General features: G+C 66.5%; 21 protein-coding genes and 7 pseudogenes. 16 read left to right on the top strand and 12 right to left on the bottom strand.

Features of this window, described 5'->3' with window-relative positions; translation table 11 throughout:
* Positions 1-2: 2 nt before the first annotated feature.
* A pseudogene (locus K0H76_RS11340) lies at positions 3-2,438 on the bottom strand (DNA topoisomerase IV subunit A).
* Positions 2,439-2,601: 163 nt separating this feature from the next.
* Between K0H76_RS11340 and K0H76_RS11345 the strand changes: the two are divergent.
* From K0H76_RS11345 to rraA, 4 genes and pseudogenes are all read left to right on the top strand, one after another.
* Entirely contained in the window at positions 2,602-3,492 is an 891-nt protein-coding gene (locus K0H76_RS11345) for a GNAT family N-acetyltransferase (RefSeq protein ID WP_258933056.1), read from the top strand.
* On the top strand, positions 3,486-4,400 hold the full coding sequence (locus tag K0H76_RS11350; protein WP_258933057.1) for a hypothetical protein: 915 nt from the start codon (positions 3,486-3,488) through the stop codon (positions 4,398-4,400). The genes K0H76_RS11345 and K0H76_RS11350 overlap by 7 nt, the downstream gene beginning before the upstream one ends.
* Before the next feature lie 149 nt (positions 4,401-4,549).
* Positions 4,550-5,331 (top strand): annotated as a pseudogene (locus K0H76_RS11355) (acetate--CoA ligase family protein).
* A gap of 50 nt (positions 5,332-5,381) precedes the next feature.
* Positions 5,382-5,850: pseudogene (gene rraA / locus K0H76_RS11360) on the top strand (ribonuclease E activity regulator RraA).
* A gap of 3 nt (positions 5,851-5,853) precedes the next feature.
* Here rraA and K0H76_RS11365 read toward each other — a convergent pair.
* A pseudogene (locus K0H76_RS11365) lies at positions 5,854-6,890 on the bottom strand (NAD-dependent epimerase/dehydratase family protein).
* A gap of 259 nt (positions 6,891-7,149) precedes the next feature.
* Here K0H76_RS11365 and K0H76_RS11370 point away from each other — a divergent pair.
* Entirely contained in the window at positions 7,150-7,572 is a 423-nt protein-coding gene (locus K0H76_RS11370) for a hypothetical protein (protein ID WP_258933058.1), read from the top strand.
* Between the two features lie 12 nt (positions 7,573-7,584).
* Here K0H76_RS11370 and K0H76_RS11375 read toward each other — a convergent pair whose 3' ends face one another.
* From K0H76_RS11375 to K0H76_RS11410, 8 genes are all read right to left on the bottom strand, one after another.
* On the bottom strand, positions 7,585-7,857 hold the full coding sequence (locus tag K0H76_RS11375; RefSeq protein ID WP_258933059.1) for a hypothetical protein: 273 nt from the start codon (positions 7,855-7,857) through the stop codon (positions 7,585-7,587).
* Complete coding sequence (locus K0H76_RS11380; RefSeq protein ID WP_258933060.1) at positions 7,854-7,991, bottom strand: hypothetical protein; 138 nt, start codon at positions 7,989-7,991, stop codon at positions 7,854-7,856. The genes K0H76_RS11375 and K0H76_RS11380 overlap by 4 nt, the downstream gene beginning before the upstream one ends.
* Positions 7,992-8,001: 10 nt before the next feature.
* Complete coding sequence (locus K0H76_RS11385; protein WP_258933061.1) at positions 8,002-8,472, bottom strand: AMP-binding protein; 471 nt, start codon at positions 8,470-8,472, stop codon at positions 8,002-8,004.
* Between the two features lie 73 nt (positions 8,473-8,545).
* On the bottom strand, positions 8,546-8,854 hold the full coding sequence (locus K0H76_RS11390; protein ID WP_258935492.1) for an alpha/beta hydrolase: 309 nt from the start codon (positions 8,852-8,854) through the stop codon (positions 8,546-8,548).
* Entirely contained in the window at positions 8,785-9,204 is a 420-nt protein-coding gene (locus tag K0H76_RS11395; RefSeq protein WP_258933062.1) for an alpha/beta fold hydrolase, read from the bottom strand. Before K0H76_RS11395 ends, K0H76_RS11390 begins: the two co-directional genes overlap by 70 nt.
* Positions 9,165-9,413, bottom strand: a complete 249-nt coding sequence (locus tag K0H76_RS11400) for a hypothetical protein (protein WP_258933063.1) — start codon at positions 9,411-9,413, stop codon at positions 9,165-9,167. Before K0H76_RS11400 ends, K0H76_RS11395 begins: the two co-directional genes overlap by 40 nt.
* A gap of 209 nt (positions 9,414-9,622) precedes the next feature.
* On the bottom strand, positions 9,623-9,964 hold the full coding sequence (locus K0H76_RS11405) for a hypothetical protein (protein ID WP_258933064.1): 342 nt from the start codon (positions 9,962-9,964) through the stop codon (positions 9,623-9,625).
* A gap of 93 nt (positions 9,965-10,057) precedes the next feature.
* The gene (locus tag K0H76_RS11410) at positions 10,058-10,612 is read right to left on the bottom strand and encodes a hypothetical protein (protein ID WP_258933065.1); all 555 of its coding nucleotides are present in this window, start codon (positions 10,610-10,612) and stop codon (positions 10,058-10,060) included.
* A gap of 193 nt (positions 10,613-10,805) precedes the next feature.
* On the opposite strand from K0H76_RS11410, the gene K0H76_RS11415 reads away from it, so the two are divergent.
* From K0H76_RS11415 to K0H76_RS11440, 6 genes and pseudogenes are all read left to right on the top strand, one after another.
* Entirely contained in the window at positions 10,806-11,135 is a 330-nt protein-coding gene (locus K0H76_RS11415; RefSeq protein ID WP_258933066.1) for a DUF5998 family protein, read from the top strand.
* Positions 11,123-11,416 (top strand): DUF5998 family protein, encoded by a 294-nt coding sequence (locus tag K0H76_RS11420; protein WP_258935395.1) that lies wholly within the window; start codon positions 11,123-11,125, stop codon positions 11,414-11,416. The genes K0H76_RS11415 and K0H76_RS11420 overlap by 13 nt, the downstream gene beginning before the upstream one ends.
* A gap of 140 nt (positions 11,417-11,556) precedes the next feature.
* Positions 11,557-11,661 (top strand): annotated as a pseudogene (locus tag K0H76_RS11425) (hypothetical protein); the annotation flags it as partial.
* Positions 11,662-11,729: 68 nt separating this feature from the next.
* On the top strand, positions 11,730-12,029 hold the full coding sequence (locus tag K0H76_RS11430; protein ID WP_258935493.1) for a hypothetical protein: 300 nt from the start codon (positions 11,730-11,732) through the stop codon (positions 12,027-12,029).
* Positions 12,030-12,043: 14 nt separating this feature from the next.
* Positions 12,044-12,307, top strand: a complete 264-nt coding sequence (locus K0H76_RS11435; RefSeq protein ID WP_258933067.1) for an alkaline phosphatase family protein — start codon at positions 12,044-12,046, stop codon at positions 12,305-12,307.
* On the top strand, positions 12,304-12,630 hold the full coding sequence (locus K0H76_RS11440) for a hypothetical protein (protein WP_258933068.1): 327 nt from the start codon (positions 12,304-12,306) through the stop codon (positions 12,628-12,630). Before K0H76_RS11435 ends, K0H76_RS11440 begins: the two co-directional genes overlap by 4 nt.
* A gap of 160 nt (positions 12,631-12,790) precedes the next feature.
* Here the strand turns inward: K0H76_RS11440 and K0H76_RS11445 are convergent, their stop codons facing one another.
* Together K0H76_RS11445 and K0H76_RS11450 are read right to left on the bottom strand one after the other, a co-directional pair.
* The gene (locus K0H76_RS11445) at positions 12,791-13,240 is read right to left on the bottom strand and encodes a hypothetical protein (RefSeq protein WP_258933069.1); all 450 of its coding nucleotides are present in this window, start codon (positions 13,238-13,240) and stop codon (positions 12,791-12,793) included.
* A 23-nt stretch (positions 13,241-13,263) separates the two neighbouring features.
* A complete protein-coding gene (locus tag K0H76_RS11450; protein ID WP_258933070.1) occupies positions 13,264-13,641 on the bottom strand; it encodes a hypothetical protein in 378 nt (125 codons plus the stop codon).
* A gap of 86 nt (positions 13,642-13,727) precedes the next feature.
* Between K0H76_RS11450 and K0H76_RS11455 the strand changes: the two genes are divergently transcribed.
* The 5 genes and pseudogenes from K0H76_RS11455 (at position 13,728) to K0H76_RS11475 (ending at position 16,339) form a co-directional block, all read left to right on the top strand.
* Positions 13,728-13,883, top strand: coding sequence for a hypothetical protein (locus K0H76_RS11455; protein WP_258933071.1), 156 nt, complete (start codon positions 13,728-13,730; stop codon positions 13,881-13,883).
* A gap of 259 nt (positions 13,884-14,142) precedes the next feature.
* A complete protein-coding gene (locus tag K0H76_RS11460) occupies positions 14,143-14,439 on the top strand; it encodes a DUF4193 domain-containing protein (RefSeq protein WP_146341739.1) in 297 nt (98 codons plus the stop codon).
* A gap of 6 nt (positions 14,440-14,445) precedes the next feature.
* Positions 14,446-14,923, top strand: a pseudogene (locus tag K0H76_RS11465) (DUF3093 domain-containing protein).
* A gap of 52 nt (positions 14,924-14,975) precedes the next feature.
* Positions 14,976-15,415 (top strand): annotated as a pseudogene (gene dut / locus K0H76_RS11470) (dUTP diphosphatase); the annotation flags it as partial.
* Positions 15,416-15,493: 78 nt separating this feature from the next.
* The gene (locus K0H76_RS11475; protein WP_258935396.1) at positions 15,494-16,339 is read left to right on the top strand and encodes a DUF3710 domain-containing protein; all 846 of its coding nucleotides are present in this window, start codon (positions 15,494-15,496) and stop codon (positions 16,337-16,339) included.

Here is a 16,339-nt window from a genome sequence, read left to right on the forward strand (position 1 = left end):
TGTTACCTATGCCTCGGGGCATAGACCGATGAGAGCGCCTCAGGACTCGACGCCACCGCGGTGATCCGCTGCTCCAGAGCCACGCCCGAAGCGTCGCGCCTGGCCATCTCCGCCGGGAGTGTGCGCGCGGAGCCCGAGCTGTCCGCAGCCATAGGAGCCGCAAGAACGGCCGCGCCGAGCATCAGGCGCTCCTCGCCGCGCAGGAACCGATGTGCCCGCACACCTCCCGTCGCCCTGCCCTTGATGGGGAACTCAGAAAGCTCAGACACTTTGATCGTCCCGCTCTCCAGGCCCTCCAGGGTGCCGTCACCGGCTGCCGCCGTCACCACCACCGCGGCACCGGGAGCATCGGCCACGGCAGCGGGGATGGCGCCAAAGCCGATCACCTCGTCGCCCGGCGCGAGCTTGATGCCCGCGATGCCCGAGCCGGTGCGCCCCTGGGGACGAACCTTGTCGGCGCCGAATCTGAGCAGCTGAGCGCCCGCAGTGATCAGAACCATCTGGTCGGACTCATCAGCGGACGGGACGGCAGCCACCACCGTGTCCTTCTCCTTCAGGGCAATGACCTCCCACTCATCCCGGTTAGCCGGGTAGTCAGGATTGATCCGCTTGATGCGCCCCTGGGCCGTGGCCACCGCCAAGACCTTCTCAAGCGGCACGAGCCCGACCACCTGCTCCCCGCGCGCCAGGCTGAAATAGTCCTTCGCCTTTCCGCCCTGGTTCAGGCTGATGGTGCCGCCTGCAACCTCCAGAACGGGCATGTCCATCACAGAGAGCCTGATCATCCGACCTGCCGTGGTGATGGCGCCGACTGCCCCACGAGCGGTCGCCGGGACCAGCGAGCTCAGCGCGTCGTGCTTTCTGCGCCGTCCCGGATGCACCAGCTGCGCACGATCAGCGGTGCGAGCGAGCATGCCGGAGGTGGAGAGCACAGCCCAGCACGGAGCGTCCGGGATCCGCAGCGCGGCTTCAGGATCCTCACCCTTGGCCGCATGTGAGAGCAGGCACAGGCTCCGCGTCCTCCGTCTCCACCAGCTCAGTCCGACGCTCGTCGCCGTACTTGTCGGCGATGCTGTCGAGCTCGTCAGCCACAGTGGTCCGCAGGACCTCCTCAGAGTCCAAGATCGCGGCGAGGTGTGCAATCTCCTCCTCAAGCCGCTGCTTCTCCTTCTCCAGCTCGAGAGTCGAATAGCGAGTGAGCTGCCTGAGCCGCAGCTCCAGGATGTGCTCAGCCTGCGCCTCGGAGAGATCGAAGACCGTCATGAGCCGCTGCTTCGCCGTAGGTCCGTCCTCAGCGGCACGAATGATCTGGATGACCTCATCGATGTCCACGATGGCGATCAGCAGCCCTTCGACCAGATGCAGACGGTCCCGTCGCTTGGAGAGGCGGAACGCTGTGCGACGCCGGACCACGTCGATGCGGTGATCCACGTAGACCTGCAGCAGCTCGAGCAGGCCCATGGTGCGAGGCTGCCCGTCCACCAGAGCCACATTGTTGATGCCGAAGCTGTTCTCCAGAGGCGTGAGCTTGTACAGCTGCGCGAGGACCGCCTGGGGATTGAAGCCACTTTGAGCTCGATGACCATGCGCAGTCCGTGCTTGCGGTCCGTCAGGTCCAGAACATCCGACACCCCCGCGAGCTTCTTGGCCTGCACCGCCTCCTTGACCTTTCGATCACCGTTTCGGGCCCCACCATGTAGGGAAGCTCATCGACGATGATGCCGGTTCGCCGGGGGAGACCTGCTCAATACGCGTCTTCGAGCGGACTTTGAAGGACCCTCGCCCCGTCCTGTAAGCATCTCGGATGCCGTTCAGGCCGACGATGCGTCCGCCTCCGGGGAAGTCCGGGCCGGGGATCAGCTCCATCATCTCTTCGAGCGTCGCCTCGGGGTGAAGGATGAGGTGCTTGGCCCCGACACCACCTCCCGGAGATTGTGCGGGGCCATGTTCGTCGCCATGCCCACAGCGATGCCGCTGGCCCCGTTGACCAGGAGGTTGGGGAATGCGCTGGGAAGAACAGACGGCTGCGTGAGCTGATTGTCGTAGTTGGGCTCGAAGTCCACGACATCCTCATCGAGGTCCGCGGTCATCGCCAGGGCAGCGGGAGCCATACGCGCTTCGGTGTAGCGCGAAGCGGCCGGGCCGTCATCCAGGGACCCGAAGTTGCCGTGGCCGTCCACCAGCGGCAGGCGCAGCGCCCAGGACTGCGCCATGCGCACCAGAGCGTCATAGATGGCGGAATCGCCGTGGGGATGGAGCTTGCCCATCACCTCACCGACGGTCCTCGCCGACTTCACATGACCCTTCTCGGGGCGAAGACCCATCTGGGACATCATGTACAGGATGCGGCGCTGCACCGGCTTCAGGCCGTCCCTTGCGTCGGGAAGGGCCCTTGAGTAGATCACCGAGTACGCGTACTCGAGGAATGAGGTCTCCATCTCCGAAGAGACGTCGATGTCGGTGATGTTGTCTTCCGGGGTCACCGGGGTGCGGTCTCAGTGCTGCGGCGGGCCATAGGCTGGTGCTTCAGATCCCTCAGGTTCGGCGTGTTCGATCATCGCAGACGATGACGCCGCGGCGGCGGCGGCTACAGTTGATCGTATGGGTTCAACGGCAGCTCGGCGTGGATATCCGGCCCATTGGGAGGCCGATGTCGTCCTGCGCGACGGCGCTGCGGCGCAGCTGCGCCCTGTCTGGGAGGAGGATGCCCCGCGGCTTCAGCGGATGCACGCGGAGCAGTCGGAGTCGTCACGATACCTGCGCTACTTCTCCTACAAGCCGAGCCTCTCAGCTGCTGAGCTGGAGCGATTCACCGACGTCGACCATGCGGATCGGGTCTGCCTGGTCGTTCTGGTGGCTGACCGCTCCGGCGAAAGCGACATCATCGGTGTGGGCGGCTATGACCGCATCGGCTCCACTGACGAGGCAGAAGTCTCCTTCTACATCTCCGACGCGCACCAGGGGCGGGGCGTGGGCTCCATCCTTCTGGAGCACCTCGCCGCGGCAGGCCGAGAGCGCGCACTCACCCGCTTCTCAGCGGAAGTCCTCCCCGCCAACCGGAAGATGCTCTCCGTGTTCCATGAGGCGGGCTACGAGATCGATCGCAGCTTCGAGGAGGACGTCATACTCGTCGGCTTCAGCATCGATCCCAATGACCGCTCCCGCCAGGTCATGGAAGCACGGGAGCATCGGGCCGAGGCTCAGAGCGTGGCTCAGCTGCTGAATCCGCAGCAGGTCGCGGTGATCGGCAGCTCCCGGCTCTACGGCTCCGTGGGCTACCACCTCCTCCATCACCTCATGGAGGCACGGTTCACAGGCGGCGTGCACTCGGTCAGCCCCGAAGCGTACGAACGAACTGACGACGATGCGTCGTCGCGTTCGATGCTGGACCACATTGAGCCAAAGATTGATCTCGCGGTGATCGCCGCCGAGCCTGACCGGATGATCGCCGCCGTCACCGACTGCGGCCGGGCCGCGTCAAAGGCGTGCTGATCGTGACGGAGACCAGCGGAGACCATCAGCGCGAACTCGTCCGGCTGGCGCGCAGCTACGGAATGCGCTTGGTCGGCCCGGCGTCCATGGGACTGATCAGCACTGACCCCGACGTGCGGCTCAACGCCTCGCGGCTGCCTCAGATGCCCATCCGCGGAGGAGCCGGAATCTTCAGCCAATCGGCGTCCATGGGCCTCTCCCTCATAGCTCAGGCTCAAAGACGCTCTTTGGGTGTGACATCGGCGATCTCGGCAGGCAACAGGGCCGACGTATCCGGCAACGACGCCATGCAGCACTTCGAAGACGACTCAGCCACACGCACCGTAGGCATCCACCTCGAATCCTTCGGCAACCCGAGAAAATTCGTGCGAATCGCCCGACGACTCTCGCAGGCGAAACCCGTGGTCGTCTCAAAGTCGGAGCTGATGGGTGTGCGGGTGCCTCCCGGCCATGAGACACGCACCACCGCGGCGCCGCCCGCGGCAGTCGACGCCATGCTCGAACGCTCGGGCGTCATCCAGACAGCCAACAGCGACTCGCTCATGGACGTGCTCCAAGTGCTCGCCACTCAGCCCATACCCGCTTACCCGCGACTCGGCATCCTCACCAACTCGCCCTCCATGGGCCGACTTCTGGCCGACTCCGCCGAAGCCGAAGGGCTCGACCCCACCCGCGTGGACCCGGACCTGTGCATCGAAGGCACTGAGGACGAGGCTCGAGCCGCCCTTCAGCAGGCGCTGCAGGCGCAGTTCGACGACGACTCAGTCGACGCGGTGGCGCTCTGCCTGCAGCCCACCATCCCCGGCGCGCAGCATGATTTCTATCGCGCCATCTCCGACGTAGCACGTCAGCAGACGAAGCCCATGGTCATGTCCTCATCGGGGTCACTGATCCGCATGTGCCTCTGAACTTCATCGGCAACGCCGGACCCGTCATCGAAGACGGTGCCCTGCAGCAGGGAGTCCCTGTCTTCTCCTCGCCTACACGCTCGGTGACTGTGCTCAGCAAGATCGCGGCCTACCGCACCTGGCGCGAGCGCGGAGTCGGCGAGCCCGTCGTGCCCGAGGGGCTGGAGGGTTCGGCGGCCTACCGCGCGGCAGAGGCACTCATCGCCGACTGGGTCCCTGCAGAGGGGGAGACCCTGCTCGATCAGAAGCAGACGCAGGAGCTCCTCGGCCTCTACGGAATCGAGCTCATGGGTGCAGCCCGGGTGGCCACAGCTGACGAGGCCTGCGATGCCGCCCGCCGAATCGGGTTCCCTGTGGCCCTGAAGACGACGCATCCGTACCTGAGGCAGCGGCTCGACCTCGGGGAGTCCAGCTCGGACTGGAGGACGAGGCGGACCTGCGTCGCGCTGTCGTCGAGATGCGCCGCACACTGGCGCCGCTGACAGGATCGAATGCTGCCGATGAGCCTGACTTGGAGGTTCAGGCGATGGCTCCCACCGGGCAGGCCTGCACGGTCCGTGGACTCGAGGACCCGCTCATCGGACCCGTTGTGTCATTCGGCATGTCGGGCGATGCGTCCGACCTGCTCCAGGACTGGGCGTACGCAGTCCCTCCGATGACCGATCAGGACCTCGACCAGCTCGTCACAGGACCGAAGGCCGCAGTCAAGCTGACAGGCCACCGCGGACTGCCCCGCGTGGACATGGAGTCAGTCAAGGACGTGGTTCAGCGCATCGCCTCGCTGAAGGACAACCACTCGGAAGTCTCGCGACTGGAGCTCACTCCTCTGCTGGCCTCGCCGGAGGGGGTCCGTGTTCTTCACGCGTCGGTGCACCTGCGCGAGCCGGACCAGCGCACCGATTCTCCACGCCGGGTGATCTCCAGATACTGAGCGTCGTATGTAATATGCGGGGTACGACAAAGACGTCGAGAAGGGAAGCCATGAACTCAGACTTCAGCACCTGCGACCTCTACGATGAGGACGAATCCCTGCAGTCCCTGCCCTGCAGATGCAGAACCTCGGAGGTCTGCAGCGCTTCACCGGCCCGATCCGCACCGTGCGCTGCTATCGCGACAACGGCCTGCTGAAGTCCATCCTCAACGGTCCGGGTGACGGCGCCGTGCTGGTGGTCGACGGAGACGGGTCGCTCGAGTCTGCCCTGATGGGGACATGATCGCCGAGGCCGCGCTGGCGAACAGCTGGACTGGAGTGGTCATCAACGGTGCGGTGCGGGACAAAACCGCCTTGTCGCAGCTGACGATAGGAGTCCGTGCGCTCGGCACCAATCCGAGGAAGTCGGCCAAGCAGAGCGTAGGAGAAGCGGACTCGGTCCTCAGCTTCGGAGGCGTGACGTTCCGTCCCGGAGCAACGCTGTGGAGCGACGAGGACGGAATCCTCGTCACGGCCTGAGGATCAGAGGACCTGCCCAGTTCGCCGCACATGACGGGCCAGGCGCTCCAGCCCCTCGTCGAGGGTGATCTGCGGCGTCCAGTCCAGGATCGCACGCGTGCGTCGCTGATCGAACCAGTGTGCTGTGGAGAGCTGCTCAGCAAGGAAACGGGTCATAGGCGGCTCATCGGCGTGCGGACCCGTGGCAGCCCACAGCTTCTCGACCACCCAGCCAGCAGCCTTCGCCGCAGCTTAGCGAAACCCTCATAGAGGGAGCCTTCGCGCCACCGGCCTGGGCGATGCCCGCCAGAAGCTCACCGATCGGCCGCGGCTCGCCGTTGGTGACGACAAGCCTGCGGTCCTCCACCGGCCCCTTGGCAATCTGCGGCAGGCGTCGGAGGCCGCGACGAACGCATCCACGGCATTGTCGATGTACAGGGTGTCCACCAGCGGCGCGCCCGTGCCGAGCAGCGGAAGCCTTCCTGAGCGCGCACGATCGACGATCCGTTTGGTGAGCTGACCGTCGCCGGGACCCCACACCAGGTGAGGACGCAGAACCAGCACCTTCATGCCCACCTCGGCGTAGGACTCGGCGATCAGCTCAGCCTGCGCCTTCGTCACGGCGTAGCTTCCCTCAGCATGCTCAGGATCCGGGCGCCCTGCTTCGGCCCCGATCAGCGACGAACCGGCATGCGCCACACTTGGGAGGACACGTGCAGCACGTGCTCCACCCCGGCGCCCCAGGCAGCCTCGAAGAGTGTGTCCGTGCCGCGAACATTGACGTTCTCAAAGTCCTCGTGCTTGCCGGAGACCGACACCTTGGCCGCCATATGGACCACAGCGTCCTGGCCGTGGACAGCAGACGCCACATCGACCGGCTCTGTCAGCGAACCTCGGACGTCCTCGGCCCCATCGACGCCGGACGCGGACCGCTGGAACGTCCGCACCTCAAAGCCCGCTTCGATGAGCCCACGGGCGACGCTGCGTCCCAGCAGCCCCGAAGCGCCGGTCACCAGCACTCGGGAGCCCACAGGCAGCTCAGAAGCAAATGCCGGACTCATGGCGAACCCACCTTCTCTCCCGCCAGGACCCGTTCGGCCCACTCTGCGAGGACTCCGCGTTCGATCTTCGAGTTGTGCCTGATGTCGGTGGAAGCTCCTCGACCACCAGCACCGCAGAGACCGCGAGGGGGAAATCTCGCGCACGCGGGCTGAGAATTCGGGCGAGGCCAGAGGCGAGGACCCATACGAGAGAGAGGCGCCGGACTCCGGCTCCACGATCACTGCGACAGCTTGGGCGCCCTCGGGCCCCACCCCGACCGTGGCCGAGCGGGCGACGCCGTCCAACGAATCGACGGGGTCTCCACCACGCCGGGGCCGAAGGGACCCTCGGCTGTCGTCATCACATGCTGCAGGCGGCCCTGGATCCACAGCCTACCAGCTGCGTCGACGTGGCCGACGTCGCCCGTGCGATGCCAGCGCAGCCCTCGGCGTCATCGCGGGACGACCGACGCTCGGTGTGCCACAGCCTGTCGTAGCCCGCTTTGAGGTGAGCGGCGGAGACCACCAGTTCGCCCAATACGCCGACGGCATCCTCGGGGCGCTGAGCTCCTCAGAGGGCCTCCCCAGCTCATCCAAAGCCGCCACGGCGAAGCGGACGCCCTTCACCGGTCGGCCCACACAGACGCCTACTTGGCCTGTGGACATCGCTTCGTGCACCTCATCGCGCGTGATGTCCGCTTGAGCAGACCCTCGGTCATGCCGTAGGGGTGTGAATCTCCGCTGAGGGGAAGATGCTCTGCACCGAGTCGAGAATGTCCGGGTGCACGGGTGCGCCCGCCGAAAGGACAAGCCTGATGTGCCTCAGCGCCTTGGTCTGCTTCGCCGACAGGTCGCCGGCAGTCGCCACCACATTCCGCAGTGCCGCAGGGGATCCGAAGAACATCGTCGCCTCGCTTACCAGGGCAGCATCAGCCACCGCAGACGCGGTCAGAGTCGCGGGCTTGGTCACCGACATGTCCGGCGTCACCGAGGTGGCCCTGATGGCTTACCCAGCAGAGCGAAGGGAGCGAAGCCTGCAATCAGCGAGGCGCCCGGCTTCACGTCGAAGGTCTGACGAAGCAGGGCCACCAGAGCACCGAGCCGCGCATGGGTGTATCGCACGCCCTTGGCTCTACCCTGTTGAGCCGGAGGTGAAGAGGATCGCGGCGTCATCGCTGGGCTCAGGACGCGGCACCTGATCCAGAAGCGCGCCGGCGTGACGTCGCAGCAGCCTCTCCACGGACGCTTCAGTGCCCAGCAGGGCGGACTGGCGGTCGGACAGGGCCGACACACTGATCCTGCGGCCCGGCCAGCCCAGCGCACGCGCGGCCGCCAGACCCGGTCGCGCACCGATCACCCACGCGGGGCGCGCACTGCGTGCTGCCCGCGTCAGACCCTTGACTCCGAGCCCAGCATCAGCAACCACAGCCACCGCCCCGAGGCGGAGCAGGGCATACAGAATGACGGTCAGATCGTTGCCGGGCTGCACCAGCAGCGACACACGGTCCCCGCGTCGAACACCCTGCTCGTGCAGGCCGACGGCCAGAGCCTCAACCTTCTCCCTAAGCTCACCCCAGGTCACGGATTCGCCGCTGCGAGTCATGTCGACCGCAGCAGGCTCGGTGCGGCGCCACGTGAACGTCAGCTCAGTCAGCTGGTGGTGGAGCGGGGTGACCTCACCTGCCGGGGAGGGGACTGGCGCTGCTCAGCCGGTGCGTGAGATGCGCCGAAGACATCCCCAACCATTGAAAGAGCGGGCCGGTCAGGTCTCGATCCTCGATGAGAAGGTGGCTCGCACCCTCATAGCGGTGAAGGTCAGCGTGCGGGACGCGTTCACGCAGGTCGGCGAGATAGCGATCCCGGAAGACGGGATCCTTGGGCCCCCACAGAAGAAGCGTCGGCTTGTCCCAGGCGCTCAGACCGCTGGAGATCTCCTCAAGAACCGTCCTGGAGCTGTGTGCCGCCAGCGCCGGAATATCGGCCACGAATCCTCCGATGCCGCCTCGACCCAGTCGGGAGACATAGGGGAGCGGTACGCGGCAGCCACCTCCGGAGGAAGCCCCTTGGCCGATCCCTGAGGTGCGGCGAGGGCCAACGTCGTGCGCAGGAACGCATCTGTGAGCACGGTGGCCGAAGGAAGCACCGCAGGGGACATTGCCGCCCTCAGCGCGCATGGAACCGGTTCGCCCGAGGGGTGATCGACCGCAGTATTGAGCGAGACGGCGGCGTCGACCACGTTGCTGTGCCGGACGGCCCAACCCAAGGAGATGATTCCGCCCCAGTCGTGGCCGAGGGTCACCAAGGGATGTGAGACGTCGACGTCGAGCTCGTCCATGAGCCCGTCAAGATCCCCAGCCGCTCCTCGAGACGCCGATACCCGGAGGCGAAGGCGGAGGGAGGCTCAGTGTGCTCGAGGCGATCGGAGAACCCCATGTCCAGCTGATCCGGCGCAATGACTCTCCACGCGTGGCCGGGACGTGCCTGCTGCAGCGACGCCGCCAGCACGCTGCGCCACAGGTATGACCAGGTCGGGTTGCCGTGCACAGCCAGGATGGTGCCGGTGGCCTCAATCCCCGGGCAGCGAGCTCAGGGCCCGTGTCAAGGACGTGGAAGGTGTGCTCCCCGTCGTCGGTCTTGGCTGTCACGAGCCGCGACCAGGCGGGGTCGAGCCCCGGCAGGGAGTCTCGGTGAGCGTCTTGAAGGGCAGCCGCGCAGAGGCAGCCGGAATGCTGCGCCACCAGGGAAGCTCGCCATCAGTGCCTCACCATTCGATCTCGACCATTGCTGTGTTGAGACCCGACCCTACCCCATGCAGAGGACGCGCGAGCCCTCTCCAGGCGGCCTGCGGCCTCCTCCCTCGCCAACGTGATCGGCAGGGATGCGGGCCCCACGTTTCCCAGCTCCGGGTAGGTGACGGGCACCTTCTTCTTGTCCAGCTTCGCCGCCTTGATGATCGACGACGTGTGCAGCTGGGAGACCTGATGGGTCACATAGGAATCCATGCCGTTCCAGTCGAAGTCTTCCTGAGCGTCCTCCCAGGCGTCCATGACCAGCTCCAGGCCGCCTTCAAGAAGGCCTCGGGCATCGGTGAACATACCCCGATGGTCGCCGACGCAGAGCTCGTGGTGCTGCGTGGCCGCACGCGTGACTCCGCCCTTGATCCGGTGACCCTCCGGATGCTCGTCCGCTTACCCGATCACCGCTGCGGCGGCGCCGCACCCAAGCGTCAGCGACGCAAACTCCTTCATGAAGTCGTCGCGGGCCACGTGCTCCAGGGTGTTGATGCGCTCGATCGTGGCATCCTGCACTCGGCGAGCGTCCTCTCCATTCACGATGAGGACATAGCGCGCCTGGCCCGCATCGATCAGCGAGCTGCCCAGCGTCATAGCATTGACGAAGCCCAGGCACGCATTCGTGATGTCGAAGTTCATCGCGGAGCTCGGCAGGCCCAGCTCATGATGGACGCCTACCGCCACCGATGGCTCCAAGTGCTCCCGAGTGACCGAGGTGTTGATCATGACGGAGACGTCTTCGCCGGATATCCCAGCCGCCTTCAGCGCTCGGCGCGCGGCCTCAACGGTGCCCGTGCGGACCTCGTCATCGCTGCGCCAGTTGCGCCGCGCCCGGACCCCGGCGACGCGCTGGAGCAGTCCTGCCGGAAGCTTCAGCCGCTTGCGGGCGTCGGCCAGGCGTGCGTCGAGATCCTTGGACGATACGACGACCGGCGCCTCAACCTCCGTCACTGAGAGAAGGGCAGCGTTGCGGTGGTGGAACGTGGCGTTCCCATGCGCATGGAGCGTGCGGCTGGGGAGGAGGCTGGTCGGGTCTGAAGCACCCCGCCATTATCCAGAATGCCCCCTGCCGGAGCGAACTTGGCGCGCCCTTTCTGCTCAGCGCAGATCCTCGGGGCCGAGCGGCGGCGATACGATGGCCTCTATGACTCTGACCCGGAGCCTCAAAGAGGCTATCGATCGAGGCGGCTTCTACCCCGACCTGGTGCACCACACGGTCGCCGAGGCTCTCGACGGACGTGAAGCGAGCCACCAGATCGTTCACGTGGACACCCATTTCGATATGGAGGAGGTCCACCGCCACATCACCGTGCTCGCCCTGGCCGACAATGTGGTGGTCGTCGCACACCTGGACGATCACGACGCCGACGAAGATCCCAACTTCGCCCACGACGACGGCGGAAGACGCAGCTCGGGGAGGTTGTGGCGCGCATTTCGACAGAGGTGGTGCCGGTGGCCCGAATGGGCTCAGTGATCCTCTCCGAAGTCCACAGGAGCCCCCAGAACTTCCGGCCGGACCGAGGCCTGGTCGAAGTCACACTGACGATGAACTGGTCCGGCGGCGCTCGGCTCGACACGATGCCTGCGGACTGCGGCAACCCGGAGTGCATGGCTGATCACGGCGACACAGGGAACGTGTCTCCCGAGGACATCACCCTGCGCATCGCCTCTACGGCCGAGGGCGACACAGCTGTCCGGGAGGCCCGGGCGTTCGTCCGGGCCCTGCGGCGGGCCCAGGTGCACCAGACCCGCTGATGGCCACCGCACTTCCGGCTCCGCCCGACTACGCCGGCGCCCACCTGCGACACGTCATGACGTCCGCAGCCGCTGCTCTGGGCGTGGAGGGCTTTGAGAACCGGCTCGGAGTTCCCGAGTCCAGCATCGCCGTCGTCGTCATGGTCGACGGGCTCGGCGACGACAACCTGGCTCGGCACACCGGGCACGCACGCTTTCTCGCCTCAGCCTGGCGAAGCGGCCGAAGCGCCCGAACCCTGGATGTGGGGGCTCCAGCCACCACGGCCGTCTCACTGACCTCCCTCGGCACAGGGCTCACCCCGGGGAGACAGGAATGCTCGGCTACGACCTCTACGCCCCACATCTGGGGCGCGTGGTCAACATGCTCAGCGGCTGGCCCGACGACCTCGACCCCTCATCCTGGCAGCCCCATCCCACGGTGCTCCAGAGGGCGCAGTCCGCGGGGGCTGAGGTCCTCACCGTCTCACGGCCGCAGTTCCGGAGCTCCCAGCTGACCCGCGCATCACTCTCAGGCGGAGAGTTCCGGGGCGCTGAGCGCATCGAGCATCGATTCGCCGCCGCCGCCGACTGGATCGGCGGGCACCGGAAGTCAGGGAACTCGGCGCGGGCTTAGCCACCCCGCTGCTGGTGTACCTCTACGTCGACGAGCTCGACCGAACAGGCCACCGAGAAGGAACAGCCTCACCGCGCTGGCGCGAATACCTTGAGGGACTCAACGCCGCGGCCGAGCGATTCAGCATGCAGCTGGCGCAGCGGTTCGGCGAGAGGGCGACCGTGCTGCTGACGGCGGACCACGGCATGGTCGACGTGCCGCACGCTGCGGGCATAGACGTCGCAGAGCGCGAGGACCTGCTCGGGGAGTCGAGCACACAGCCGGAGACCCACGGATGATGTACCTGCACACGCTTCCCCACGCCGATCCGGGGCAGATCGCCGACCTATGGCGCCGCGCCCTCGGAGAGTCCGCCTGGGTGCTCACCCGTCAGGAAGCCGTCGACGCGGGATGGTTCGGCCCCGTGACCGACACGGCCCTGCCGCGCATCGGAAATGTCATCATCGCGGCGCGCGATGACATCGCTTTCTTCGACACGAGGCGCAGCGGCCAAGGAGTGCGCGAGATGGTCGGCCAGCACGGATCGCTCACAGAGCTGGAGAGGAAGGTTCCTCTCCTGGAGCTCACAGGCCGCACCTTCGACCCTACGACCCCCGTCTGACCACCGGCCTCAGTCTGATTTGCTGCCGAAGAGGATGTCGTCCCAGCTCGGCATCGAGGACGACGGCTCTTCCTCCGGCCCCGCTTCGGCGCGTCGTCCGCCTCCGTGCCTGCCTCCGCACCAGCGTCCGCCCCGGGCCGTTCCAGGAGTCGTCTCCTGATCATCTGCGTAGCTGAAGCCCCAGGCGTCGACGTCCTGAGCACCTGAGGCCTACTTCAGCCTCGGAGCCGGTCTCGGCCTCAGTCGCACCAGCTTCTTCGGACCCTCCCCGTCGCTGGATCTCGTCCAGGCCCGGGAGGGTCTCGGTGACGTGCTCCTCCGGATCCTCATCCTCCACCGGTTCGACGGGCTGCAGCCGCGGCGCCTCAGTCGCCTCCTCATCACGCGTGATGAGGGTCGCCAGTTTGTCGTCCGCGGCTTCGTCGGTGCCGAGTCTCTGTCCGCGGCGCGCGCAGAATGTCCAGAAGGTCCTCCGCGTCCGCGCCTGCAGGCATCTCATGGCCTGCCCCCGCATCAGGAACCCTGCGCGAAGCCGGAGCCGACGCCGAATCGACGTCGAAAGGCTCCTCCACGGCAGCCAGTCGACGGCCCGGCTGCCTGCGCGAGGCATCCCGAGGAAGTGAGGAGAGCGCCTCAGCCCACTTGTTCTGAGGATGGAGGGCACGGGTGGTCGGGTCGTAGCTCCACAGGGTGGCGGCTGCTCGCCCACGCTCTCGGAGTGAGCCGTCGCCGGGTCCAGATCGAAGTCGCAGCTGACCGTCCAGAGACCGTCCTCCCGGCGCCACGCGTCCCACGAAGCCGTTCCAGGGGAGCGCCGACTGCGCGCAGCCTCACGCGCACCATCGCCTCCAGCGTCGCCGGAGCGTCGCCGAAGGCCAGTCGATGATTCTCCGATGAGGAGCTGCGGGCAATGACAGCGGCTCGAGCTCGAGCACCGTGGAAGGCCCGCTCGTCGGCCACGGGTCCTGCGAAGCGGATGACATATTCACGATCATGGCCGCTTGCCTCCACGACCTCCTCGACAGAGGCGCTACTCGGAGGCGCGCCTGGATCTCTCGAGGCCCGAAGGCTCCGGGCTCCTCAACCCGCGCGGCACGATGGGCGCCGGTGCCCCCACCGCTGCGCGGAGCGCTTCGCTGATCTCCACGCTGTACTCGACGCCGTCCTTGTCAGAGAGCAGTAGGACCGGGGCGCTGCTGCGACTCGACCCCGACTATCCGGAGCTGCTGCATCCTGAACGGACCTCCCCATGAAGGCGTGCAATAACTGGTGTAGGCACGGCCGCCTCCGCGGGCAGACCGTCCTGATGGGCCACCATACTCCGCCAAGCGCAGCCCACACCTGAGCCGCTCAAGCCGAGGTTGAGGCCGTCCGGCGTCCCTTCATTTCGCCCCTGACAGAATGGATTTGTCCCTGCACGGCTCATAAGACACAATCTGTGCGACCTGAAGTGTCCCCCACCGGTGCACCGACCTGTGCGGGGCGTCCGGACTCACGAGTGGAGCAGCAGATATGGCTACCGATTACGACGCGCCGCGCAAGAACGACGACGAGTCCAACGAAGACTCCATCGAGGAGCTGAAGAACCGCTCCGGCAGTCGTCAGTCCGCCGTCGTCGATGAGGACGAAGCGGAGGCGGCGGAAGGATTCGAGCTGCCCGGAGCCGACCTCTCCGACGAGGAGCTCCAGGTACGCGTCCTTCCTGCGCAGACCGATGAGTTCACCTGCGGATCATGCTTCCTGGTCCGCCACCGCTCCCAGGCTGTGGAGCGCAACGGCGTGCTGATCTGCGCCGACTGCGAGGCCTGAGCACCCATGCCCGAGGACCCGATCTACTCGGAGAAGCTCTGGCCAGCCTGGTGGCTCTGGACAGCAGCTGTGATCATCGGGGCCAGCTTCTCGACCATCTTCTTCCCGATCGATGTGTTCTGGGGCGTCCTGGCGATGATCGTAGGCATCGCCTTATGCGTCTTTGCGCTCATCATCACCACCCCGGGTGGAGGTGACAGAGACGCATCTGCGCGCGGGTCGCGCCCGCATCGAGCGGAAGCACCTGGGCAGAATCGTCGGCCACACCGGAGACGCGGCCCGGAATCAGCTGGGACCGGGCTTCGACGCGCGGTCCTACCAGTGCGTGCGAGGCTGGATCGGCTCGGTCCTGACGGCCGAGATCACAGATCCCAAGGACCCGACGCCGTACTGGCTCGTATCCACCCGCCAGCCCGAGGCTCTGGCATCGGCCCTCGCCGGTGCGGCAGAGTCCGGCCGGACTGCATCGCCCGGCACACTCTGAGCCCGGCGCTGACGATCTCCTCGACGATCAGCTCGCCTCGGCCAGTAGACTCATTCCTGTGACCACCCCGTACGACGCCGTCGACGTCCCGCTCCGCCTCCTGGACTCTGAGCTTCCTCCGCCCTCCTATGCGTCCGAGGGCGACGCTTACGCGGATCTCCGAAGCACGGAAGACATTGTTCTGCAGCCGGGGAGCGGCGCATGGTGCCGACAGGCGTTGCCCTCGCCATCCCCCCAGGGTGGGTAGGCCTCGTCCACCCGCGCTCCGGCCTTGCGGCCAAGCACGGCATCGCGCTGGTCAACGCGCCAGGGACGATCGATGCCAGCTACCGCGGTGAGATCAAGGTCCTCCTCCTGAACACCGACAGGGCAGAGTCTGCGGCTTTGGCCCGCGGAGACCGCATCGCCCAGCTGGTGCTTCAGCGCGTAGGCCAGGCAGTCTTCAGGACAGTCGAGGAGCTGCCCGGCAGCGAGCGGGGAACAGGCGGATTCTGGCTCCAGCGGACGCTGACCACACGCTTCACGGCCGAACAGAACGGCCAGGCAGAGACATACAGCGAAGGAGAGACCATGGCGCTTTTCGGCAGGAAGAGCAAAGACTCGGCCAACAAACCCGCAACCATCAGGGAGGCCCTCGCCCACGACGCCGAGGACCCCGCCGACCAGGTGGACATCACAGAGGCTGATGCCGGGCGTCCTGACGATGACGCAGATGTGGTGTCCTCGCCGGACCCTCAGCAGCTTGCCGCCGGGGAGGAAGGTGCTCAGCGGGCAGCGTCGATCCTCTCCGAACGGACACCGCGCGACGTCTCGGACCTGACGTCGACGAAGGGATACATCAACTTCGGCTCGCTCCTGGTGCCAGGAGTGAAGAACCAGCAGGTACGGCTGGACATCGACCAGAAGTCGAAGAAGATCGTGTCGCTGACTATCAGGATCGGCGAGGCCAGCCTGCAGGTCCAGGCTTTCTCGGCGCCGAAGTCCGGCGGAACATGGGATCACGTCCGAAGCCAGATCGAGGAGTCGGTCGTCAAGCAGAAGGGGCGGGCCAAGCACGTCGACGGACCCTTCGGCAAGGAGCTGCACGCCCGGGTGCCCACCACTCTGAAGGACGGCAGGCAGGGCTGGCGAGCTGCCCGGTTCATCGGCTTCGAAGGTCGCCGCTGGTTCCTGCGCGGCGTGATCGGAGGCAAAGGGCGATTGACCGGAAGGCCGCAGCCGGGGTCGAGACGCTGTTCTCCCACTTGGTCGTCAACCGCGGCGACGAGCCCCTTCCCTCGTGAGCTCCTTCCGCTGAATCCTCCCGAGGGCGCAAAGCGCGTGCGTGTGCCCCGCAGAGGACAGGCCGGACAGCGAGGCAATGCGACGCCGACCAACGGAGTGCACCCCGGATCACCTGGAAACGCGCAGAACTGA

Origin of the sequence: Nesterenkonia pannonica (assembly GCF_019575955.1) — a bacterium.
In the GTDB taxonomy this organism is placed as follows: Bacteria; Actinomycetota; Actinomycetes; order Actinomycetales; family Micrococcaceae; genus Nesterenkonia; species Nesterenkonia pannonica.